Origin of the sequence: Streptosporangium amethystogenes subsp. fukuiense, from assembly GCF_042665875.1 — a bacterium.
GTDB lineage: Bacteria > Actinomycetota > Actinomycetes > Streptosporangiales > Streptosporangiaceae > Streptosporangium > Streptosporangium fukuiense.
The window spans coordinates 8,440,884-8,462,747 of record NZ_JBHTEE010000001.1 but is presented as its reverse complement, the minus strand read 5'-3'; the positions used below and the strand labels follow the sequence as shown (position 1 = coordinate 8,462,747).

The window sequence follows — 21,864 nt, the reverse complement described above, 5'->3', positions numbered from 1 at the left end:
CTCCTGAGATCAGCGGTCCACCGGCACCCGCCGGGCGGGCGGCGGCGCGTCACCCGGTCACCTCCCGGCGACCACGAAGATCCTGCGGAAGGGGAAGACCGTGCCGTACGGCCCGCGGGGATAGGCCTCGCGGAGCAGGGCGGCGCAGTCGGCGAGGAAACCGGCGGCCTCGGCGGGGTCCAGTCGGCCGAGCATGGGGCGCAGGGCGGTACCGGTGATCCAGGAGAGCACGGCGTCGTCGCCGGGGAGCACGTGCAGATAGGTGGTCTCCCACGCGTCCACCCGGCAGCCCAGTCGAGCGAGCAGGTCGTGATAGCCGGCCGGGTCGTCGACCGGGGAGGGACGGGCCAGGTCGCCCAGCCGGTCGCGCCACCTCGTCCGGCAGAGCTCGCGGACCAGGGCGTGGCTGGGAGCGTCGAAGTTGCCGGGGACCTGGAAGGCGAGCCGGCCGCCGGGGGCGAGGGCCTCCACCCAGCGCGGCAGCAGTTCGCGGTGGCCGGGCACCCAGTGCAGGACGGCATTGGACACGATCACGTCGACCGGCCGCTCAGGGCGCCAGCGCGTGACGTCGTCGACGGAGAAGGAGAGCGAACCGCCCGCCGGCGCCTTCTCGATCATGGCGGGCGAGGAGTCGAAGCCGTGGACCCGGGCGTCCGGCCAGCGCCTGGCGAGCTCGGCGGTGAGCTCGCCGGTGCCACAGCCCGCGTCGACCACGTAGCCGGGGTCCGCCACGGCTATCCTGGAGACAAGATCGAAGAAGGGGCGCGAGCGCTCGTCGGCGTAGCGGCCGTAGATCACGGGGTCCCAAATATATCTCGACATCAAGACAATTGATATCCGGCGAGATATCTCGATGTCAAGACAGATAGACTCCTGACATGACCCTGCACCACGCGGACCATGACTCCGGCCGTTCGGCCGGAGCGAAGGACGAGGTCGACCTGCTGGTCGCCGCCTGGAACCAGGAACGCCCGGATCTCGACGTGGAGCCGCTCCAGGTGCTCAGCCGAGTCTCCCGGCTGGCCCGCCATCTCGACCGCGCCCGCCGGGCCGCCTTCGCCGAGCACGACCTGGAGACCTGGGAGTTCGACGTGCTCACCGCCCTGCGCCGGGCCGGGGAGCCGTACCAGATGAGCCCGGGAGCCCTGCTCCGCGCGACGCTGGTGACGTCGGGCACGATGACCAACCGGATCGACCGGCTGGCCGCGGCCGGGCTGGTCAGGCGGCGCCCCGACCCCGAGGACCGGCGCGGCGTCCTGGTCTCCCTGACCGACGCCGGGCGGACCCGGGTGGACAACGCCTTCGCCGACCTGCTGCGCCGCGAACGCGAGCTCCTGGCCAGCCTGCAGGAACGCGAACAGCAGGCCCTTTCGGACCTGCTGCGCACGCTACTCGTCCCTTTTGACGCGACCGACACCGGAGCGCACTGACCCTCCCCTGCCCGAGAGCGGCGGGATAAACCCGGCGCGTCCCGAAGGCGTGTTCCCGGCCACCCTCGCGGGACTCACTCGCCCAGGCGGTCGGCCAGCTCCAGCCACTCGCCCTCGATCGAGTCCTTCTCCGCGAGGATCTCCTTCAGCTGCGCGTCGAGCGAGGCCAGCCGCTCGTAGTCGGCGGCGGCGTCGGCCATCGACTCGTGCAGCTTCGTCTCGCGGCCGCTCAACTTGTCGAGCTGGCGTTCCAGGCGGGAGAGCTCCTTGCGGAGATCGCGCTCCTCACGCGCCGACAGACCGGCCGTCGTCTCCTTCGGGACCGTGGCCGAGGTGGCGGAGGCCGCACCGGAGACCGCACCGGACGCCGCGCGCGCGGACAGCGCCGCCCCCGAGGCCCGCCGGGACAGGTACTCGTCCACTCCGCCGGGGAGCATCGACAGCCTGTGGTCACCGAGCAGGGCGACGGTCCTGTCGGTGACCCGCTCCAGGAAGTAGCGGTCGTGACTGACCAGGATCAGCGTGCCCGGCCAGCCGTCGAGCAGGTCCTCCAGCTCGTTGAGCGTCTCGATGTCGAGGTCGTTGGTCGGCTCGTCGAGCAGCAGCACGTTGGGGTCGTCCATCAGGAGGCGGAGCAGCTGCAGGCGGCGCCGCTCGCCACCGGACAGGTCACCGACGACCTTCCACTGCGCGTCCCCCTTGAAACCGAGGCGCTCCAGCAGCTGGGAGGCGGTCCACTCCTTCTTGCCGACCTGCACGAACTTGCGGACCTCCTCGACGGTCTCCAGTACCCGGCGCTCAGGGTCGAGCTCGCCCAGCTCCTGCGACAGGTGCGCCAGGCGGACCGTCTTGCCGCGTACCAGCCTGCCCGAGTCGGGGTGCACGGTACCGGCGAGCAGGCGGAGCAGCGAGGACTTGCCGGAGCCGTTCACCCCGATCAGGCCGATCCGGTCGCCGGGGCCGAACTGCCAGGTCGAGTGGTCGAGGACCAGCGGCCCCTGGCCGGGTCCCCCGGCGTGCAGCGTGACGTCCTCAAGATCGTAGACCGTGCGCCCCAGCCGGGCCGCGGCGAACTTGACCAGTTCGACGCTCTCCCTGGCCGGCGGCTCGTCGGCGATCAACGCCTGGGCGGCGTCGATGCGGAACTTGGGCTTGGAGGTGCGGGCGGGCGGACCCCGGCGCAGCCAGGCGATCTCCTTGCGCATCAGGTTCTGGCGGCGGGCCTCCGCGGAGGCGGCGATCCGGGCACGCTCGGCCTTGGCCAGCACGTACGCGGCGTACCCGCCCTCGTAGCGCTCGACCGCGCCGTCCACGACCTCCCACGTCCTGGTGGAGACCGCGTCCAGGAACCACCGGTCGTGGGTCACGACCACCAGCGCGGTCCTGCGGCCGGCCAGGTGTCTGGCGAGCCAGTCGATCGCCTCGATGTCGAGGTGGTTGGTGGGCTCGTCCAGGATGATCAGGTCGTGCTCGTCGATGAGCAGCTTGGCCAGGGCCGTGCGGCGCCGTTCACCTCCCGACAGGCTCCCGGCGAGCGCGGTCAGGTCGATGTCGCCGAGCAGGTTGGCGAGGATCTCGCGGATGCCCGCGTCACCCGCCCATTCATGCTCGGATCTGTCGCCGAGGACGATCTCGCTCACTGAGCGCGCCGGGTCGAGGTCGTCGCCCTGCGACAGCGACCCCACCTGGAGCCCCCGGTTATGGGTGACCCGTCCGCTGTTCGGCTTGAGGTCACCGGCTATCACCGAGATGAGGGTGGTCTTGCCACCGCCGTTGCGGCCGACCACGCCGATGCGGTCGCCCGCCTCGATGCCGAGTGAGACGTCGTTGAGCAGGGGCTTGGGACCGTAGGAGTGGGAGACCGACTCAAGATTGACCAGATTCATCGCCAGACAAGCGTATCCGCTCCCGGCCCACCCGGCCCCCGTCGCGAGAACCGTCCCGTCCAGGACGGCGCCTCCATCGGATGACCGCCCCGACCGGCGAGACGGCCGGTCGTGCGCCCACGGGGGACGGGTGACCGGGAGAGCCTAGACGACCGCCGGGCCGGGCACGGGGCCGTGGGCGGTGATGACGTCGCGCGCCACGCCGGCGTCCTTCAGGCCGGCCGCCAGCTCGCCCGCGTGGGCCGCCGACCGGGCGAGGAAGGCGCAGGTGGGCCCGGAGCCGGAGACCAGCGAGCCGAGCGCGCCCTGCTTTCGCCCCGCGTCCAGGGTGTGGGCCAGCGAGCCGCGCAGCGCCACGGCGGCGGGCTGCAGGTCGTTGCCGAGCTGGGCGCCGAGGGCCTCCGCGTCTCCCTCGCGGAGTGCGGCCAGCAGTGCCCCGGCTGCCTGGGGCCAGGCCACCAGCTCGCCACTCGCCTGGCGGAGGCGGTCGCACTCGGCGTAGACCGCGGCCGTGGACAGGCCGCCGTCGGCCAGCGCGAACACCCAGTGGAAGGTACCCGCGACGTCCAGCGAGGTCAGCCGCTCCCCCCTGCCGGTGCCGATCGCCGTACCGCCGAGCAGGGCGAAGGGGACGTCGCTGCCGATGTCGGCGGCGATCTCCATCAGGTCCTCGCGCGGCAGGCCGAGACCCCACAGCTCGTTGCAGGCCACCAGGGCCGCGGCGGCGTCGGCGCTGCCGCCCGCCATGCCGCCCGCCACCGGGATCGACTTGCGGATGAGCAGGTTCACCCCGTACGGGCGGCCCGCGTGCCCGGCCAGCGCGATGGCCGCCCGGATCGCGAGGTTGTCGCCGTCCTCGGGCACCTGGTCCGCGGACTCGCCCTCCACCCGGACGCTCATCCCGGTCTCCGCGGTGGCCGTGACCTCGTCGAAGATCGAGACGGCGTGGAAGACGTTGACGAGGTCGTGGTAGCCGTCATCCCGGAGCGGTCCGACGGCAAGTTGCAGGTTGACCTTCGCTGGTACGCGGACGGTCACGGAGTTCATGCGTCCCCCATGGGGGCTCGCTCACTGGTCACGACGTCAGATCGTAACGGGATCCCTCCCCCCCGCACGCAAACGAACCGGCAAATCACACTATGTACTGCTTTCAGACGTACGGTTCTCGGCGATCCGCGCGAAATCCTCGACCGTGAGCTGCTCGCCGCGCGCGCCGGGATCGATCCCGGCGGCCCGCAGCGCCCGCTCCGCGGCGGGGGCCGTACCGGCCCAGGAGGCGAGGGCGGCACGCAGGGTCTTGCGGCGCTGGGCGAAGGCTGCGTCCACCACCGCGAAGACCTCCTCGCGAGTGGCCACCGTCGTGGGCGGCTCCCGCCTGACCATCGCGACCAGGCCGGAGTCGACGTTGGGAACCGGCCAGAAGACGGTGCGGCCGACGGGACCGGCCCGGCGGACATCGGCGTACCAGGCGGCCTTGACCGAGGGGATGCCGTAGACCTTGGAACCGGGGACGGCGGCCAGCCGGTCGGCGACCTCGGCCTGAACCATGATCAGGACCTTGCGCAGCGACGGCTGCGTCTCCAGCAGGTGAAGCAGCACCGGGACCGACACGTTGTAGGGAAGGTTGGCGACCAGCGCGCTCGGCCGCTCCTCGGGCAGATCCTCGGGCAGCACGCGCATGGCGTCGGCGAGCACCACGGTGAGCCGGTCGGCGAGCTCCGGGGCGTGCCGGTCGATCGTCAGCGGCAGCTGGGCGGCGAGAACGGGATCGATCTCCACCGCGATCACGCCGCGGACCTCGGGAAGCAGCGCGAGCGTGAGCGACCCCAGCCCTGGACCGACCTCGATGACCACGTCGTCGGGCTCAAGCTCGGCCACCCTCACGATCTTGCGGACCGTGCCCGCGTCGATCACGAAGTTCTGGCCGAGCTTCTTCGTAGGACGAATATTGAGCTTGTTCGCCAAAATACGTATTTCCGCTGGACCAAGAAGGCTCATGCTGGTCCCTTACGCAGTGGCCCGGATTCCACGCCCGCCGGACCGCTGTGCTCTCCCATTTGCCTGCCTCGATCACCCAAGGTCGCTCTCCCATGTCATTCGACAAGTTTCCCGCACCAAAGCACATGCGAGGACGCTGGATGAAGCGCGAGAGGTTCCCTTGTGGATAACGTTGCCATACGGGGGACCGACTGCGAGTAAAGGGAACCTTCCCGGTCAACGACCCCCTCCTGAAGGAGGGGGCTTGAGGTGCAGCGATGCGCTTGACAAGCCCCGCGTTGACCAGCCCTAGCCGTCAGCTCAGAGAGGTGCGTTGTGATGGCTACGTTGAACACAAGATCGCAGACCCACCGGCGGGTGCTTCCTCAGCCTGCCGCTCTGGAATCCGTGGGAGCAGACACGCCCGAGGGTGGGCACGAAACGGCTCACGGACACCGCCTCGCGGCGGTACCTGGTGTTCAACCTGGGCGAGGGGAGACCGAGCGGACCGGCACCCGGTCTGCTCGGCGTCACCCCGAGGACGCTTCGGTGTCCGAGGGAGCGAACCGTGAGGTTCACCCGGCCGTGTTCGTCCTGGACGCCCGCGGCCACCCGCTCGACCCCTGCCACCCCGCCCGCGCCCGCCGCCTGCTCGCGGCCGGGCGGGCGGTCGTGGTGCGTCACACCCCGTTCGTCATCCGTCTCAAGGACCGCGACGCGGCGACCTCGACCGTCGAAGGCGTGCAGGTCGGTATCGACCCCGGCTCCAAGCACACCGGCCTGGCCGTGTTCACCGGCCACGACGGGAGCCGGACAGGGAGGTATGCGATCCGGCTCGACCACCGGGGCGCGGCGATCCGCGACAGGCTCACCGCCCGCTCCCGGTATCGACGACGACGCCGTGGCGCGAACCTGCGCTACCGATCCCCCCGATTCCTCAACCGCACCAAACCGCAGGGATGGCTCGCGCCGTCCCTGCGACACCGTGTGGACACCACCATGTCGTGGGTGGCGCGGCTGACCCGGTGGGCGCCCGTGACCGCCGTGCACGTGGAGCGGGTCTCCTTCGACACGCACGCCCTGTCGGCCGGGCGGCCGCTCGAAGGGGTGGAGTACCAGCAGGGCACCCTCGCCGGGTACGAGGTCCGCGAATACCTGCTCACCAAGTGGGGGCGCGCCTGCGCGTACTGCGGCAAGCAGGACGTGCCGTTGAACATCGATCACATCCACCCGCGTTCCCGGGGCGGCTCGGACCGGATCAGCAACCTCACCCTGGCCTGCATCGGCTGTAACCAGGCCAAGAACGCCACCCCGGTGGAGGAGTTCCTCAAGGACAAGCCCGTCCTCCTGGCGAAGATCCTCCGGCAGGCGAAGGCTCCGCTGTGGGATGCCGCCGCCGTCAACGCCACCAGGTGGGCGCTGTGGCGGGCCCTGGAAGCGACCGGCCTGCCCGTTCACACCGCCTCGGGCGGTCGTACGAAGTGGAACCGGTCGCGTACCGGCGCCGCCAAGTCGCACACGTTGGACGCGTTGCACGTCGGCGAACTGGAGAGTGTGACCGCCTGGCCGTCCACACTTCTGGTGGTCACGGCGGCCGGTCGCGGCACCTATGCCCGCACCATTCCTGACCGGTACGGGTTCCCCCGTCTTGTCCGGCCACGGAGCAAACGGCACCACGGCTTCCAGACCGGCGACCTGGTCCGGGCGAACGTCCCGGCGGGCAAGAAGGCCGGGATTCACCTCGGGCGAGTCCTGGTCCGCTCTTCTGGCTCGTTCGACATCACCACCCGGCACGGCCGCGTCACCGGGATCAACCACCGCCATGTCCGTCACCTTCAGCGCGCGGACGGCTACGGCTACAAGACCCGGAAAGAAGCCGATCGACATGACTGATCGGTCAGGGCACGCTCGGGCCTTGACGGCCCTCCCGCTCCCGGCTCCTCCCCGGCCTGAAGGACTCTGTTGCTTAATTGCCGCCGGTCGACGTCTGGCGTCGTTATCCGGTTCCGGGCACGCAGGTCGCGGAGATCGAAAACGAATTGGGCAACTGAGTCCTGAAGGCCGGGGCATCCTCGGGAGGTTGCGGTGAACCAGCCCGGTGTCGAAGGACTGCGATCCGGCGACCCCGAGCGCATCGGGGCCTACCGCCTGCTCGGGCGCCTTGGCGAGGGCGGGATGGGGACCGTCTACCTGGCACTGGCGCCGGCGGGACGGCCGGTCGCGCTCAAGGTGGTGAAAGCGGAGGTCGCGGTCGAGGACGGCTTCGCCGCGAGATTCCACGCGGAGGTCGAGAACGCCCGGCGGGTGGCCTCGTTCTGCACGGCGCAGGTGCTGGACAACGGCACCGGCGACGACAACCGGCCGTACATGGTCACCGAGTACATCGCGGGCACGCCGCTGTCCCGCCAGATCTCCGAGCACGGCGCGCTGGAGCCCGGAACGCTGCACGGCGTGGCCCTGGGGGTGGCGGCGGCGCTGGCCGCGATCCACGTCGCCGGCCTGGTGCACCGCGACCTCAAACCCGCCAACGTGATCCTGTCCATGTCCGGGCCCCGTGTGATCGACTTCGGCATCGCCAGGGCCCTCGACTCCACGCACAGCTTCACCCGCTCGGGCGAGGTGCTCGGCAGCCCCGGCTGGTGGGCCCCCGAGCAGGTCCGGGGCCTGGACATCACGCCGGCCGCGGACATCTTCGCCTGGGGCTGCCTGGTCGCGTACGCGGGCAACGGCCGCCACCCCTACGGGCGGGGCGACCTGATAACGATGGCCACCCGGCTGCTCAACAGCCCGCCCGACCTGGGCGCGCTCCCCGCCCCGCTGAACGACCTGGCCCGCCGCGCGACCGCGATGGACCCCTACCAGCGGCCCACCGCCCAGGACCTGCTGATCGCCCTGGTCGGCGGTGGGATCGCCGCCCCGTCCTCACCGGCCCCCACCCGGGCCGATCCGCCCACGCTGATAGCCAGCGATCTGCTCCACGAGTCCTGGCAGCCGCCCGCCAACGTGGAACCCGACTCCACCCAGACGCTCAGCGCGCTGAACCTGGGGGCGCGGTTCCCCGCTTCGTCACCGACCCAGGAGCCCGCGGACCCGGCCACCGCCCCCGCCACGCCCGCGCCGCCCGGCCCTTCCACGGCACCGGCGCCTGTGGACTCCCCCTCGCCCTCGCGGCCCGAACCCACGACATCGCCGTCACAACCGTTCACCGGCCCCGTCCCGGCCGGGACATCGCCCGGCTTCCGGCTTCCCGCGGGATCGGACGCGCCGGGCGCCGAGGGGACGGCACCCCGGCGGCGCTGGCTGTTCGCCGGGCTGGCCGTGCTCGCGGCACTGGCCGTCACGGTCGTCGTGCTGCTGAACCTGCGTGGCCCGGACCAGGGTGGCCGGGGGGAGCCTCGGGCGGGCAGTACCGGCGGCACCGGCGGTATCGTCGGCGACGGCGCCACCGACGTGGGCCGCCGGGTCACGACAGGCTCCTTCCTTGAGGATCCACAGCTGATCATCCCGCGCGTCCCGGCGTGCGGGCTCACCGTCTACGAGAACGCCACCCCGGTACGCGGCAGGCTCTGCGCGATCCCGTGGACGCTGGTCAACACCGGCGCGGAGGCGGCCCGGCTCAGCCGCACCCCGCTCACCCTGCTCGACGACACCGGCACGGCGCACACCGCCGAGAGCGCGTCGACGGAACTTCCGGCCACCCTGCCCCCCGGGGCGAAGGTGGACGGCGTCCTGGTCTACGACCTGCCCCCGTCCCGCAAACCCGCGAAGCTGACCGGAACGGTGATCGAGGGCGGCGGGGAGATAGAGGTGAGGGTGTCATGAGGCTGCTGCTCTCTCTCGTGGCCGCGGCCGCGGTCGTGTGGTCGTCCACCGGGTCCGCCTGGTCCGATGCCGCTTCCGCCCCGGCCGCCGACTGCACCGGAACGGCCACCGGCGACTTCGACGGCGACGGGGTGGACGACATCGCGGCCGGTGACCCGTTCGCCGATCCCGGCGGGCTGGCCGGCGCGGGGGCCGTGCACGTGCTGTTCGGCCGGGGGGAGGACGGGAAGGCCGTGACCGTCGCCGAGACCGAGGCGGGCGACGGCTTCGGGTGGTCGGTGCGGCTGGCCAGGATCGACGGCGACGGCTGCGCCGACCTGCTCATCGGCGCCCCGTACGCGGACGTGGCGGGCTACCGGGACGCGGGCGCGGTCTACGTGGTGCACGGCGGCCCCGACCCCAGGACGATCCGCCTGGTCTCTCCCTCACCCGAGGCCGACGCCCACTTCGGCTGGTCCCTGGCCTCCGGCGGGACACTGGTGGCGGTCGGCGCCCCGCACGAGAACGCCGACGGTGTCGCCGACTCCGGCGCGGTCTATTTGTTCGACACCGAGGCGTCCGGCGAGGGCCGGCGGATCTCCCAGGAGTCCAAGGGCGTCACGGGCAACGGCGAGGCCGGCGACATGTTCGGCTGGTCGCTGGCGATCGGCGAACTGGGTGGTACCCCTGGCCAACCGGATCTCGCGGTCGGGTCGCCGTACGAGAACGACGACGGAACGGGGCCCCAGGCCGGCGGGGGCGAACCGGACGCGGGGGCGCTCACAGTGATCTTCGACGTACGCGGGTCCCGGAGCGAGTACCGGAGCAGGAAGTGGGAGCTCCGCGAGATCGTCGACGCCGGCGCGGGCGACCGGTTCGGTTACGCGATGGCCTATGCCGAGGAGGGCGACGTCGGCTATCTCGCGGTGAGCGCCCCGCTCGGCGACCGCGTGGGCGTGCGGGACTCCGGTCTCGTCCAGTTGTTCCGGGCCTCAAGCACCCTGGAGATCACCCCTGCCGCCACCTTCGACCAGGGCTCCGAGGGGGCGGCGGGCGAGGGGTACGGGTTCTCGCTGGCGTTCACCGCCTCCGGAGGGGTCAGGCTCGCCGTGGGCGTGCCCTTCGACGGCCCCGACCGGCGCGGCGGCGTGCGGCTGGTGCCGGTGGACGACCCGGCGGGGAGTCGGCTGATCACCCAGAGCCAGGCCGGCGACCACTTCGGCTGGTCCGTCGGGTTCAGCGGCAACCGGCTGGTCGTCGGCGCCCCCGACCAGGCGGGCACCGGAACGGTCATCCTGCTGGGCCGCAACGACGCCCAGGGCGTCCCGCTCTCGCCGGGCACCGGAAAGGTCCCCGCCCTGGACGGCGGCGTCTCCGCCGACTTCGGCGCCGCGGTGGGCTGAACCCGTCACCAGGAGCCGAAGACGGTCTCTCCGTTGGCGCTGACGGCGGCGGCGAGGTCGGCGAGGCCGATCTCCTTGACCTCCGCGAGGCAGCGCAGCGTGAGCGGGATGAGGTAGGGCGCGTTGGGCTTGCCCCGGTGCGGCGTGGGCGGGAGGTAGGGCGCGTCGGTCTCGACGAGGATCAGCTCGCTCGGCGCGACCCTCGCGGCCTCGCGGAGGTATCCGGCGTTCTTGTAGGTGACCGGCCCAGAAAATGACATGAAATATCCGGCATTGACGCACTGCTTGGCCATCTCGGCGTCGCCCGAGAAGCTGTGGAAGACCACCACCTCCGGGGCGCCCTGCTCGGCCAGCACGCGCAGCACGTCGTCGTGGGCCTCGCGGTCATGGATCACCAGGGCCTTGCCGGTCCGCTTGGCGATCTCGATGTGCGCCCGGAAACTGGCGTGCTGGTCCTCTTTCGACGCCCAGTCGCGGTAGTAGTCGAGCCCGGTCTCCCCCACCGCCCTGACCTGCGGCAGGCGGGCCAGCCGCTCGATCTCGGCGAGGGTCTCCGGCGTCGAGGCGTGCGCCTCGTTGGGATGGACGGCCACCCCGGCGTAGACATCGGGGTGGAGCGCGGCCGTCTCGGCGTTCCAGCGCGAGGACGGCAGGTCGTAGCCGATCGTGACGAGCCGCGTCACGCCGACGGCGCGGGCCTCGTCGAGGATGCCCTGGACGCTCGCCTGAGCCGCCTGCGCGGCCTGCGCGACCGGGTCGCCCGAGGACGCCTGGCGGTTGCCCACCATGATGTCCAGGTGACAGTGGCTGTCGAACACCTCTGCCGGCAGGGGCTCGGGGGCGGCGGGAAGCTTCTGCGTGCTCACGCCGTCCAACCTACCGAGGAGCCGGCCCGGCCCGCGCCCGGCGCCCCCGCGCGGACCGGCTCGTTCCCAGGCCCTCGTTCCCAGGCCCTCGTTCCCAAGCTCGGGACCGGGCCGTGGCCCCGCGCGCACCGGCCCGCCCGCCCGCGTACCTGACACCGGCCGGGCAGTGACTGGGCACAGACCGGCGGCTTTCGCACAGGGCCGGGCACCGGCCCGGCGGCTCCGAACATCCGCCGGGCAGGCGCGGACCGGGTGAGACCGGCCCGCTCCCGAGCCCGGGGCCTTCGCCGCTACTCGCCCAGACGGGCCAGTTCCTCGTCGACGATCTTCGGGTCGAGCTTGACGAAGAGCGGGGTCGGCGGGGAGAGCGGGGTGCCCACCCGGATCGGGACGGATTCCCAGCGCGCGGCGCCGTCGTAGCGGCCGGTGATGATCGGGTAGCTCCGGCCGTCCTCGTCGGTGACCTCCTGGATCTCCGGCATGCCCGCCCAGACCCCGGTGCCGCCGAGCATCGCGTAGATCTTGTTGGAGGAGTTGGGCAGCACCGGGGTCAGCAGGGTCTTGGCGTCGTCCACCACCTGCAGGGCGACGTGCAGGATGGTCTTCACCCGCTCGGGGTTGTCCTTGATCTTCCAGGGCTCCTGCTCGGCCAGGTACCTGTTGGCCTCGCGGATGACCTCGAACGCCTCGTTCGTCGCGTTCTTGAACCGGCACTGCTCGAACTCGGCCGCGACCTTCGGGAAGGCCGAGCGGCTCCGCTCCAGCATGGCGCGGTCGACATCGGTGAGGTCGCCCGCCTCGGGGATGACCCCGAAGTTCTTGGCGGCCATCGAGATCGAGCGGTTCACCAGGTTGCCCCAGGCCGCCACCAGCTCGCCGTTGTTCCGGTTGAGGAACTCCGACCAGGTGAAGTCGGTGTCCTGGTTCTCCGGGCCCGCCACCGCGATGTAGTAGCGCAGCGCGTCGGCGTCGTAGCGCTCCAGGAAGTCACGCACGTAGATGACGACCTGGCGGGAGGAGGAGAACTTGCGCCCCTCCATGGTCAGGAACTCGCTGGAGACGACCTCGGCGGGCAGGTTCAGCGCGCCGAGCGAGCCCGGCTCGCCGTCGCGGGCGCCCTGGCCGTTGTAGCCGAGCAGCATCGCCGGCCAGATCTCCGCGTGGAAGACGATGTTGTCCTTGCCCATGAAGTAGTAGCCGAGGGCCTCAGGGTCCTGCCACCAGCGGCGCCAGGCCTCCGGGTCGCCGGAGCGGCGCGCCCACTCGATGGAGGCGCTGAGGTAGCCCACGACCGCGTCGAACCAGACGTAGAGCCGCTTGTTGGCCTGGTCGCTCCAGCCCTCCAGCGGGATCGGCACGCCCCAGTCGAGGTCGCGGCTGATCGCGCGGGGGTGCATGTCGCCGAGCATGTTGAGAGCGAACTTCAGCACGTTGGGCCGCCAGTCGCCCTCCTTGGAGCGCAGCCACGATGCCAGAACCTCGGCGAACGCGGGCAGGTCGAGCATGAAGTGCTCGGTCTCCACGAAGACCGGCGTCTCGCCGTTGACCTTGCTCACCGGGTTGATCAGCTGGACCGGGTCGAGCTGGTTGCCGCAGTTGTCGCACTGGTCGCCACGGGCGCCCTGGTAGCCGCAGATGGGGCAGGTGCCCTCGATGTAGCGGTCGGGCAGGGTGCGCCCGGTGGAGGGCGAGATGGCGCCCATCGTGGTCTGGGGGAAGATATAGCCGTTGGCGTGGAGCCCCTTGAAGATCTCCTGCGCCACCGCGTAGTGGTTCACGGTAGTGGTCCGGGTGAACAGGTCGTAGGACAGGCCGAGCGCCTGGAGATCCTCGACGATCACCCTGTTGTAGCGGTCGGCGAGTTCGCGGGCGCTCAGGCCCTCCTTGTCGGCCTGCACCTGGATCGGGGTGCCGTGCTCGTCGGTCCCGCTCACCATGAGCACCATGTTGCCCGCCATCCGCTGATAGCGGCTGAAGACGTCGGATGGCACGCCGAATCCGGAGACGTGCCCGATGTGGCGGGGGCCGTTGGCGTAGGGCCAGGCGACCGCGGTCAGGATGTGCTGGGACATGGTGCCCAGCCTAAGGGACGCGGGCTCAGGCCTTGGTGCTCTCCCTGCCGGTAGTGGCACTCGCGGCCGCCTCCCCGGCGCGGTTGACGGCTTCGGCGGCCTCCTCCGCCGCGGAGGCGGCCACGTCGATGGGCGTCTCCTTGGTGCGGCGGATGCCGAGGATGCTGATGAACAGCGCGGCGAAAATCGTCTGGAAACTCACGATCAGCGCGGTGGCCGAGGGCACGACGAGGCGCAGCGACTCCGAAGGGATCAGCGGGCCGAAGCTGCGGGTCTGCCAGTGGACCAGGGAGGCGACCAGGCCGCCCAGACCGCCCAGGGCCAGCAGCCCGCCGACGACCAGCCCCTTCTCCAGGGAGACGATGTCGATGAGCTTGCGCACCCGCCTGTCTTCCGGCAGGAAGCCCTCCTCGGCCGCGTACACCTTGGTGAACAGCGCGAACAGCACCGCCTGGAAGCCGATCACCACCATGGCGGAGGCGCCGACCAGGGTGTCGACGTCGAAGGCGAGCTTTCCGATGTAGACCGGGCCGAAGGTCAGGGCGGCGCCCGCGACCAGGCCGAGGGTCATCAGCACCAGGCCGGGGATGAAGAACAGCCAGCGCGGGCTGTAGAGCATCAGGAAGCGCAGGTGGCGCCAGCCGTCACGCCAGGAGCGCAGGTGCGGCGGGCGGGAGCGGCCGTCGGGCGAGAGCGTGGTGGGCACCTCGCGTACGTCCAGACCGGACAGGGTCGAGCGGACCACCATCTCGCTGGCGAACTCCATGCCGCCGGTCTGCAGGCCGAGCTTGAGGATGGAGTCGCGCCGGAACCCGCGCAGGCCGCAGTGGAAGTCACCGATCGCGCTGGGGAAGAAGAGGCGCCCGATGAAGGAGAGCACCGGGTTGCCCAGGTAGCGGTGGAGCGGGGGCATGGCGCCCGGCGCGATGCCGCCCTTGAACCGGTTGCCCATTACCAGGTCGGCGCCGTCACGGAGCTGCTCGACGAACGGCAGCAGCGCCGTGAAGTCGTAGGAGTCGTCCGCGTCGCCCATGATGACGTAGCGGCCGCGCGCGGCGCGGATGCCGCCCATCAGGGCGTTGCCGTACCCCTTGGCGTCAACGTGCACGACCCGGGCCCCGGCCTCGCGCGCGAGCTGCTGTGAGCCGTCGGTGCTGCCGTTGTCGGCGATCAGCACTTCCCCGTCGATCCCGTGCTCCCGCATGCAGGCGAGTGCCTTGCGTACGCAGGTCTCCACGGTCTCCGCCTCGTTCAAACAAGGCATGACCACGGTCAGTTCCACGTCTCAACCCTTCGCTCACGGCACAAGCCAATCTCACCATGATGCCCTCTGAAGCCCCTTGCCCGGGTCAACTCCCTGAAACGGCTGGCATCCTGTATTGCATGGTGACCGTCGCCGACCGCCCTCGCCTGGACGTGCCTCCGCCCGACCGGGTCACTCGCCTGCGAGCGTTCCTGCACCGGCATCGCCTCTTCGTGGCCGCCCTCGTGCTGGCGTTCCTGCTGCGTGTGGTCACCATGCTCGGCTACGGCCCGGCCCTGTGGTTCAACGACTCCTACGAGTACGTCTCCGGGGCGGTGAACCCCGACCGGCCCAGTGCGCTGCGCCCGAACGGCTACTCCTTCCTGCTCCTGGCGCTGCGGCCGCTGCACAGCTTCGGCCTGGTGGTCTTCGTACAGCACCTGATGGGCCTGGGCATCGCGGTGCTGATCTACACCCTGTTGCGCGGCAGGTTCGGCCTGCCCGGCTGGGGGGCGACGCTGGCCGCGGTGCCGGTGCTGTTCGACGCCTACCAGATCCAGCTCGAACACCTGGTCATGTCCGACGCGATGTTCATGCTGCTGGTCGTGGCCGTGATCACGCTGGTGCTCTGGCACCGGCGGATGTCCTGGCGGATCGGCGCGGTGATCGGGCTGCTGCTGGCCCTCACCGCGCTCACCCGGTCGATCGGCCTGCCGATCCTCGCGCTGGTCGTGGCCTACCTGCTGGTCAAGCGCACGGCCTGGAAGACGATCGCGGCGATGATCACCGCGTGCGCGCTCCCCGTGGTCGGCTACATGGCCTGGTTCGCCTCCGCGCACGGCAACTTCGCGATGACCAACAGCGACGGGGCGATCCTCTACATGCGGACGGCGCTCTTCGCCGACTGCGAGAAGATGCGGGTCGACCCCCGCAAGGAGCTGGAGCTGGCGCTGCTGTGCATCAGCGCGCCGCCGGGCCAGCGCGGCTTCTCCGGGCAGAAGTACCTCTGGTGGGCGCAGAACGGCCAGCGCTTCCACGCCTTCGGGGTGGGCAGCACGTTCACCCCGGAGACGAACAAGACGGCGAGCGCGTTCGCCCAGCGGGCCATCCTGTCCCAGCCGCTCGACTATCTGAGCCTGGTGGCCGGCGACTTCTTCCGCGCCTTCCACTGGGACCGGCCGCGCTTCCCGGATTTCAACACCTACCGGCAGTACGAGTTCCTGCCGGAGAACAAGATCCTTCCGGCCTGGAGCTCCTATCGGGGCAGCACCGATACCGACGCGCAGAAGTACGATCCGGGCCTGCGGACCGCGCAGATCCAGGGCAAGCTGCGCGTGATCGGCACCGACGTCCACGACCCGTGGGCGGGCTTCATGCAGGGCTACCAGCGGATCGTCCGGCTGCCCGGCCTCGTGATCGGCGTGCTGCTGCTGATCGGCCTGGCCGGGGTGGCGGTGCGCTGGCGCAGGCTGGGCGGCCCCGTGCTGCTGCCGTGGCTGGCCGCCTTCGGCCTCATCCTGGCCCCGGCCGCGACCGCCGAGTTCGACTATCGCTACCTGCTGCCCGCGGTGCCGCTGGCCTGCCTGGCGGCCGCGATCTCGCTGCGCCACGGGCTCTCCCGGCCCGCCGCCTCCGGCGCACCTGCCACACCCGTCACGCCCAGCTCCGGAACAGCATCCGCGCCCACCACTGGGAGTGCGGGATGACCTCGGCGGCCAGCACCGGGTGGAGCCACCAGAAGTTGACCAGCGCCAGCAGGGTGAAGGCCCCGACGACCGCCGCCCCGAGCGCCCTGCGGTTGGGCGCGGCGTCGGCCCGACCGACGATCAGCCCGGCCGCCATGGTCAGCGCGAGGATCATGAAGGGGACCATGGCGATCGCGTAGAACAGGTACATGGTCCGGTTGTCGGCGAGGGCGTAGTAGAACCAGGGGAGCCAGCCCGCGGCGTAGCCGAGGAGCACGGCCCCGGCGCGCCAGTCGCGGGTGGCGACGTACCAGGCGACCATGGCGATGAGGGCGGCCAGGCCGCCGTACCAGATGACCGGGGTGCCGACGCCGAGCACCGCCTCGGCGCACTCGTCGGCGCCGCACCCGGTGCCGGGGGTCTGGTAGTGGAACGCCACCGGGCGCGAGAGGATGGGCCAGGTCCAGGGGGTGGACTGGTAGGTGTGCCCCTCGCTCAGCCCGGTGTGGAAGCTCAGCACCTGGAAGTGGTAGCTCAGCCAGGAGCGCAGCGAGTCGAAGACGAAGAACCCGGGACCCTGCGAGGTCGCCTGTGCCCAGTTGCGGCCCCAGCCGAGCGACGAGGCGAACCAGCCCGCCCAGGAGGCGATGTAGGTGAGGGCCGGCAGCAGGGCCAGCGCCGACAGGACGCCGGTCAGGTCCCGGTTGACCACTCCCAGGTACGGTCTGCGCAGGCCGATGGCCCGGCGGGCCCCGGCGTCCCAGACCAGGGACATGACCGCGAAGGCGATCAGGAAGAAGATCCCCGACCACTTGACCGCGCAGGCCGCGCCCAGGCAGAGCCCGGCCGCGATCCGCCATGGCCGCAGTCCCAGCCAGGGGCCCTGATCACTGAGCGGCGAGGTCTCGTACCAGTCGGCCAGCCTCCCGCGCGCCCAGTCGCGGTCGGCCACCAGGCAGGCGAACCCGGCCAGCACCCAGAACATCAGGAAGATGTCCAGCAGCGCGGTACGCGACAGCACGTAGTGCAGGCCGTCGACCGCGAGCAGCAGCCCGGCCAGGCAGCCCAGCAGGGTCGATCGGGTCATCCGGCGGGCCACCCTGGCCAGGATCAGGATCGACAGCACGCCGACGACCGCTCCGGCGAACCGCCAGCCGTAGGGGGTCATGCCGAAGAACTGCTCGCCCAGGCCGATCATCCACTTGCCCAGCGGCGGATGGGCCACGTAGAGCGGGCAGGGGTCGGCCTCCGGCGGGGTGCACTTGACCAGGAAGTCGGTGTTCCCCTGGATGATCATTCTGTCCGCGACGGGGTCCTTCACGGTGCCGAGCGAGGCTCGCTCCACCCCGTGGTTGATCAGCGCCCAGGCGTCCTTGGCGTAGTACGTCTCGTCGAACATGACCGCGTTCGGCCGCCCGAGACCGGTGAAGCGCAGGATCCCCCCGAAGACCGCGACCAGCAGCGGGCCCAGCCAGCCCCACAGGGGGTTTCCCGGCATAGGCGGCAAGAGACGATCCCGTGTTGATCCCATTCAGGGAATTATGGTGATAAGTCAGCCTCGATGGACAGCTTGATAAAGATCCCGTTTGGGAATTCCCGCCGCTTTCGCCACATCCACGATCGCCTGCTTCCTCGGCACCCCCGTCTCCTCGCGGCGCGCGACCTCGTCCACCAGGTCCTCGATCACCGGCGGCAGGGCCTGCCCGGCGTGCCCGGCGACCACGATGGTGATCTCTCCCCTGACGCCCCCGGCCGCCCATTCGGCCAGCTCGCCGAGGCCGCCCCGCCGCACCTCCTCGTAGGTCTTGGTGAGCTCGCGGCAGACCGCCGCCCGGCGGTCGGCGCCGAACGCCTCCGCCATCGCCGCCAGCGCGGCACCGAGCCGGTGCGGCGCCTCGAAGAACACCATCGTGCGTTCCTCCTCCGCGAGGGCCGAGAGCCTGCGGGAGCGCTCACCGGACTTGCGCGGCGGGAAGCCCTCGAAGCAGAACCGGTCGCTGGGCAGCCCCGAGACGGCCAGCGCCGTGGTCACCGCCGACGGCCCCGGCAGCGAGGTGACCGCGATCCCGGCCTCGACCGCCAGGTGGGTCAGCCGGTAGCCGGGGTCGGAGACGCCGGGCATGCCGGCGTCGGTGATGACCAGCACCGTCTTGCCGTCCTGGAGCGCGCCGAGGAGCTCGGCGGCCCGCCCGGCCTCGTTGGCGTCGTAGTAGGAGACGACCCGGCCGCCGATCTCGGCGCCCAGTTCCCCGGCCAGGCGCCGCAGCCGCCGGGTGTCCTCCGCCGCGACCACGTCCGCGCTCTCCAGCGCCAGCCGCAGCCGGGGGGAGGCGTCGCCCGCCTGCCCGATCGGAGCCCCTGCCAGCACAAGCCTGCCGTTGTCCGTCACCGCTCCATCCTCCCGCATTTCGGATGACCGCTCAGCGCGGGGAGAAGTTAACCATTTAGTCCTGTAGTGAGGTGTTTCCTGGGCTAGCGGCGGTAAGGGGACCGTACGATGTCCGGGTGGCCGTGACCGACTTCCCCAACCAGGCGCCAGAGCAGCCGGAGCCCCAGCCCGACGGCGGGCCCTCGGGTTCCGCTCGTGACCGCCTGGTGCCGCCGATGCCGGGAAACCCCCTGTGGGGCTGGCTGGGGCCGCTGCTGGTCACGGTGTTCGGGGCGATCCTGCGCTTCACCAACCTCGGTCACCCGAACGCGGTCATGTTCGACGAGACGTACTACGCCAAGGACGCCTGGGCACTGATCAACTTCGGTGCCGAGCACAACGTCGTCAAGGACGCCGACAAGATCCTGATGCGGGGCGGCACCGAGATCTGGCAGCAGTGCGCGCCCGCGGAGGTCGACAAGTGCGCCTCCTATGTGGTCCATCCGCCGCTGGGCAAGTGGATGATCGGCCTGGGCGAGCAGTTCTTCGGCATGACCCCCTACGGCTGGCGGTTCGCCGGAGCGGTCGTCGGCGTGCTGTCGATCCTGATCCTGGCCAGGGTGGCCCGCCGGATGACCCGATCGACCCTGCTGGGCTGCCTGGCCGGGCTGCTGCTCGCGGTCGACGGCCTGCACTACGTGCTGTCGCGTACCGCGCTGCTGGACATCTTCCTGATGTTCTGGGTGCTGGCCGGGTTCGCCTGCCTGGTGGCCGACCGCGACTGGGCGCGCGGGAGGCTGGCCGACTGGTACGAGACCTCGCCGCTCAGTGATCAGGGCCCCTGGCTGGGACTGCGGCCATGGCGGATCGCGGCCGGGCTCTGCCTGGGCGCGGCCTGCGCGGTCAAGTGGTCGGGGATCTTCTTCCTGATCGCCTTCGCGGTCATGTCCCTGGTCTGGGACGCCGGGGCCCGCCGGGCCATCGGCCTGCGCAGACCGTACGGCGGGGTCTTCGGCAAGGACCTGCCGAGCGCCCTGCCCGCGCTGGCCCTGCTGCCGGCCCTCACCTACATCGCCTCCTGGGCGGGCTGGTTCGCCTCGCCCGGCGGCTGGGGCCGCAACTGGGCGCAGGCGACCTCGCAGGGCCCGGTGTTCTTCGTCTTCGACTCCTTCCGCTCCTGGCTGAGCTACCACTTCCAGGTGCTGAGCTTCCACACCGGGCTGGCGACCCCGCACAACTACCAGTCGGATCCCTGGTCCTGGCCGCTGCTGCTCCGCCCCGTGGCGTTCTTCTACGAGAGCCCCAAGGGCGCCTGCGGCACCGACAGCTGCTCACAGGCGGTCCTGGGCGTCGGCACCCCGGTCATCTGGTACGGCGGCCTGGCCGCCCTCATCGCCATGGTCGCCTGGTACGTCGCCACCCGCGACTGGCGCGCCGGGGCCGTGCTCCTCGGCTACGCCGCGGGCTGGCTCCCCTGGTTCTACTGGGCGATCGCCGACAACCGGACCATGTTCCTGTTCTACGCGATCCCCATGGTCCCGTTCATGATCCTGGCGATCGTGCTCGCCGCCGGAATGATCATCGGTCCGTCCGGTGCCCCACCCGGGCGGCGGATGGCCGGTGCCGCGATCGTGGGGGCCTTCACCCTGCTGGCGCTGGTCAACTTCTGGTGGCTCCACCCGGTGCTCACCGCCGAGATCATCCCCTACGCCGAGTGGAGCTCACGAATGCTTTTCAAGAAAGGCTGGATCTGACAGCTCGCATATGAGCCACTTAGAAGACATTTCCTAGGGTAGGCACCGTGCAGGATCCATTACGTCACGTTCATCGTCAGAGCAGGCCCGCATACGGCAGACTTCGAGGCATGCCTGCACCGGACGTGGCCGCACTCCTGTCGGAGCTGGAGCGTTCCGAGCCCGCCTCCGCCGAGCACGCGCGCAGCGCGATCGACTGGCTGACCGGTGGCGAGCCACTGGAGACGATCACCGAGCTCAACGTGTGCGAGTTCCTCTGGTACACGTTGCCCGCCAAGGTCACCGGGGACCGCACCGTGATCGCCCACGCGCTGGGCCGGCTGCTGCGGCTGGGCGGCCTGGAGCGCTACGCCGCCCTCTGCTCCTCCCCCACGACCGCCCACATCCTGCGCACCTACGCCCGCCTGGGCGAGGACGCGGGCATGGCGGCCTACCAGAGCGCCCTGGACGCCACGGGCGTGCTTCCGCCCGACGTTCCCGAGCTGCACTGGAGCTCGATCATGGGCCCCGAGGAACTGGGCGCGCACGGCGCCTGCTCGGCCGCGCTGGAGCTGGCCATCGTCTCGGGAAGGCTCGCCCCCGACTCCGCCGAACGGCAGACGCTCACCAGCCACTGGCTCACCGCGCCCCGTCCGGAGCTGGGCGGCGACAACTGGCTCCACCGGGTCCAGGGCGAGCGGCTCAACCGCTGGGTCCTCGGCCGGGGCACCGCCTGGCGCGAGCTCGCCCAGCCCTTCGAGGTGCGCCTGCACGCCCCCATCCCGGCACCCGACGAGGCTCACCTGGGCGCGCTGCGCTGGCTGCTGACCGTGGGCCGCCGCCCGGGGGGCATCCCGCTGACCCAGCGGGGCAACCTCGCCCGTTCCGTGCTCGCGGAGAGCACCTGGAGCGGCGCGGAGCTGGCCGCGGTCCGCGAGGTGGCCCAGGGCCACATGGGCGCGCTGCGCCAAAGTGGCAGGCGCCTGGTGACCACCCCGGTGGGCGAGCGCCTGCTCGGCGACGCCGACCTGCTCTGGGAGACCGCCGCCGCCGCGCTGCTCGCCCCCGTCTCGGGGGAGAGCGGCTTCCGTACCTCGGCCAGGGAGGTGGCGCTGATGCTGCTCGCCGACGGCGCTCCCGCCGACCGCGAGCACGTCACGGCGGTGATCGACTGCACGGAGTGGCAGGCCGTGGAGGTCGACGCCTCGCTCACCGAGCTGAACAGGCGCCTGGACGCCTTCGGCCTGCGCGTCGACGGCGACCTCACCCCCGCCGGACGCTCAGCCGCCCTGGCCGCCCTCCGCAGCCACGCCCTCCGGCCCCGCCAGTACGTCAACCTGACCTGACCTCTCTTCGCGGGTTCCGGTGCCGCGGCCGACCTGAGCCGTACCAGGGCCCGG

The 21,864-nt window shown here is 71.2% G+C and carries 16 protein-coding genes; 7 read left to right on the top strand and 9 right to left on the bottom strand.

The genetic code is table 11. From position 1 onward, the window contains the following. Positions 1-57 precede the first annotated feature (57 nt). Positions 58-822, bottom strand: a complete 765-nt coding sequence (locus ACFQVD_RS37630; RefSeq protein ID WP_343962605.1) for a trans-aconitate 2-methyltransferase — start codon at positions 820-822, stop codon at positions 58-60. A 56-nt stretch (positions 823-878) separates the two neighbouring features. Here ACFQVD_RS37630 and ACFQVD_RS37625 point away from each other — a divergent pair, with 56 nt between their 5' ends. Beyond that, a complete protein-coding gene (locus tag ACFQVD_RS37625; RefSeq protein ID WP_343962607.1) occupies positions 879-1,430 on the top strand; it encodes a MarR family winged helix-turn-helix transcriptional regulator in 552 nt (183 codons plus the stop codon). A 74-nt stretch (positions 1,431-1,504) separates the two neighbouring features. Here ACFQVD_RS37625 and ACFQVD_RS37620 read toward each other — a convergent pair whose 3' ends face one another. The 3 genes from ACFQVD_RS37620 to rsmA all read right to left on the bottom strand — a co-directional run bounded on the left by ACFQVD_RS37620 (position 1,505) and on the right by rsmA (position 5,314). Continuing rightward, entirely contained in the window at positions 1,505-3,316 is a 1,812-nt protein-coding gene (locus ACFQVD_RS37620; RefSeq protein ID WP_343962609.1) for an ABC-F family ATP-binding cassette domain-containing protein, read from the bottom strand. A 144-nt stretch (positions 3,317-3,460) separates the two neighbouring features. Beyond that, positions 3,461-4,363: a 4-(cytidine 5'-diphospho)-2-C-methyl-D-erythritol kinase gene (locus ACFQVD_RS37615; protein ID WP_343962611.1), complete on the bottom strand. Its 903-nt coding sequence runs from the start codon at positions 4,361-4,363 to the stop codon at positions 3,461-3,463. A gap of 90 nt (positions 4,364-4,453) precedes the next feature. After that, entirely contained in the window at positions 4,454-5,314 is an 861-nt protein-coding gene (gene rsmA / locus ACFQVD_RS37610) for a 16S rRNA (adenine(1518)-N(6)/adenine(1519)-N(6))-dimethyltransferase RsmA (protein WP_343962613.1), read from the bottom strand. A 528-nt stretch (positions 5,315-5,842) separates the two neighbouring features. Here rsmA and iscB point away from each other — a divergent pair. The 3 genes from iscB (at position 5,843) to ACFQVD_RS37595 (ending at position 10,497) form a co-directional block, all read left to right on the top strand. After that, positions 5,843-7,186: an RNA-guided endonuclease IscB gene (iscB, locus tag ACFQVD_RS37605; RefSeq protein WP_343962615.1), complete on the top strand. Its 1,344-nt coding sequence runs from the start codon at positions 5,843-5,845 to the stop codon at positions 7,184-7,186. A 192-nt stretch (positions 7,187-7,378) separates the two neighbouring features. Continuing rightward, a complete protein-coding gene (locus tag ACFQVD_RS37600; RefSeq protein WP_343962617.1) occupies positions 7,379-9,115 on the top strand; it encodes a serine/threonine-protein kinase in 1,737 nt (578 codons plus the stop codon). After that, positions 9,112-10,497, top strand: coding sequence for a hypothetical protein (locus ACFQVD_RS37595; RefSeq protein WP_343962619.1), 1,386 nt, complete (start codon positions 9,112-9,114; stop codon positions 10,495-10,497). Before ACFQVD_RS37600 ends, ACFQVD_RS37595 begins: the two co-directional genes overlap by 4 nt. Before the next feature lie 5 nt (positions 10,498-10,502). Here ACFQVD_RS37595 and ACFQVD_RS37590 read toward each other — a convergent pair whose 3' ends face one another. The 3 genes from ACFQVD_RS37590 to ACFQVD_RS37580 form a co-directional block, all read right to left on the bottom strand. Then, positions 10,503-11,363 carry a TatD family hydrolase gene (locus ACFQVD_RS37590; RefSeq protein ID WP_343962621.1) on the bottom strand — a complete coding sequence of 287 codons (861 nt, stop codon included), beginning with the start codon at positions 11,361-11,363 and terminating at the stop codon, positions 10,503-10,505. Positions 11,364-11,653: 290 nt separating this feature from the next. Further along, positions 11,654-13,435 (bottom strand): methionine--tRNA ligase, encoded by a 1,782-nt coding sequence (gene metG / locus ACFQVD_RS37585; protein WP_343962625.1) that lies wholly within the window; start codon positions 13,433-13,435, stop codon positions 11,654-11,656. 25 nt (positions 13,436-13,460) lie between these two features. Beyond that, positions 13,461-14,717: a glycosyltransferase gene (locus ACFQVD_RS37580; RefSeq protein ID WP_343962627.1), complete on the bottom strand. Its 1,257-nt coding sequence runs from the start codon at positions 14,715-14,717 to the stop codon at positions 13,461-13,463. A gap of 101 nt (positions 14,718-14,818) precedes the next feature. Between ACFQVD_RS37580 and ACFQVD_RS37575 the strand changes: the two genes are divergently transcribed. Continuing rightward, positions 14,819-16,384 carry a hypothetical protein gene (locus ACFQVD_RS37575; RefSeq protein WP_343962630.1) on the top strand — a complete coding sequence of 522 codons (1,566 nt, stop codon included), beginning with the start codon at positions 14,819-14,821 and terminating at the stop codon, positions 16,382-16,384. Here the strand turns inward: ACFQVD_RS37575 and ACFQVD_RS37570 are convergent. Together ACFQVD_RS37570 and rsmI are read right to left on the bottom strand one after the other, a co-directional pair. Beyond that, positions 16,332-17,861, bottom strand: coding sequence for a dolichyl-phosphate-mannose--protein mannosyltransferase (locus ACFQVD_RS37570; RefSeq protein ID WP_386273387.1), 1,530 nt, complete (start codon positions 17,859-17,861; stop codon positions 16,332-16,334). The two genes, ACFQVD_RS37575 and ACFQVD_RS37570, sit on opposite strands and share 53 nt — an antisense overlap. 54 nt (positions 17,862-17,915) lie before the next feature. Continuing rightward, complete coding sequence (gene rsmI / locus ACFQVD_RS37565) at positions 17,916-18,770, bottom strand: 16S rRNA (cytidine(1402)-2'-O)-methyltransferase (protein WP_343976334.1); 855 nt, start codon at positions 18,768-18,770, stop codon at positions 17,916-17,918. Between the two features lie 197 nt (positions 18,771-18,967). On the opposite strand from rsmI, the gene ACFQVD_RS37560 reads away from it, so the two are divergent. Together ACFQVD_RS37560 and ACFQVD_RS37555 are read left to right on the top strand one after the other, a co-directional pair. Then, positions 18,968-20,485 carry a dolichyl-phosphate-mannose--protein mannosyltransferase gene (locus ACFQVD_RS37560; RefSeq protein WP_386274433.1) on the top strand — a complete coding sequence of 506 codons (1,518 nt, stop codon included), beginning with the start codon at positions 18,968-18,970 and terminating at the stop codon, positions 20,483-20,485. Between the two features lie 110 nt (positions 20,486-20,595). Beyond that, positions 20,596-21,810, top strand: coding sequence for a hypothetical protein (locus tag ACFQVD_RS37555; protein WP_343981332.1), 1,215 nt, complete (start codon positions 20,596-20,598; stop codon positions 21,808-21,810). Positions 21,811-21,864 lie beyond the last annotated feature (54 nt).

Coding starts and splice junctions, on each gene's coding strand:
- ACFQVD_RS37630 (WP_343962605.1), bottom strand. CDS start 822: ATGTCGAGATATATTTGGGACCCCGTGATCTACGGCCGCTACGCCGAC.
- ACFQVD_RS37625 (WP_343962607.1), top strand. CDS start 879: ATGACCCTGCACCACGCGGACCATGACTCCGGCCGTTCGGCCGGAGCG.
- ACFQVD_RS37620 (WP_343962609.1), bottom strand. CDS start 3,316: ATGAATCTGGTCAATCTTGAGTCGGTCTCCCACTCCTACGGTCCCAAG.
- ACFQVD_RS37615 (WP_343962611.1), bottom strand. CDS start 4,363: ATGAACTCCGTGACCGTCCGCGTACCAGCGAAGGTCAACCTGCAACTT.
- rsmA (WP_343962613.1), bottom strand. CDS start 5,314: ATGAGCCTTCTTGGTCCAGCGGAAATACGTATTTTGGCGAACAAGCTC.
- ACFQVD_RS37595 (WP_343962619.1), top strand. CDS start 9,112: ATGAGGCTGCTGCTCTCTCTCGTGGCCGCGGCCGCGGTCGTGTGGTCG.
- metG (WP_343962625.1), bottom strand. CDS start 13,435: ATGTCCCAGCACATCCTGACCGCGGTCGCCTGGCCCTACGCCAACGGC.
- ACFQVD_RS37575 (WP_343962630.1), top strand. CDS start 14,819: ATGGTGACCGTCGCCGACCGCCCTCGCCTGGACGTGCCTCCGCCCGAC.
- ACFQVD_RS37570 (WP_386273387.1), bottom strand. CDS start 17,861: ATGCCGGGAAACCCCCTGTGGGGCTGGCTGGGCCCGCTGCTGGTCGCG.
- rsmI (WP_343976334.1), bottom strand. CDS start 18,770: ATGCGGGAGGATGGAGCGGTGACGGACAACGGCAGGCTTGTGCTGGCA.
- ACFQVD_RS37560 (WP_386274433.1), top strand. CDS start 18,968: ATGCCGGGAAACCCCCTGTGGGGCTGGCTGGGGCCGCTGCTGGTCACG.
- ACFQVD_RS37555 (WP_343981332.1), top strand. CDS start 20,596: ATGCCTGCACCGGACGTGGCCGCACTCCTGTCGGAGCTGGAGCGTTCC.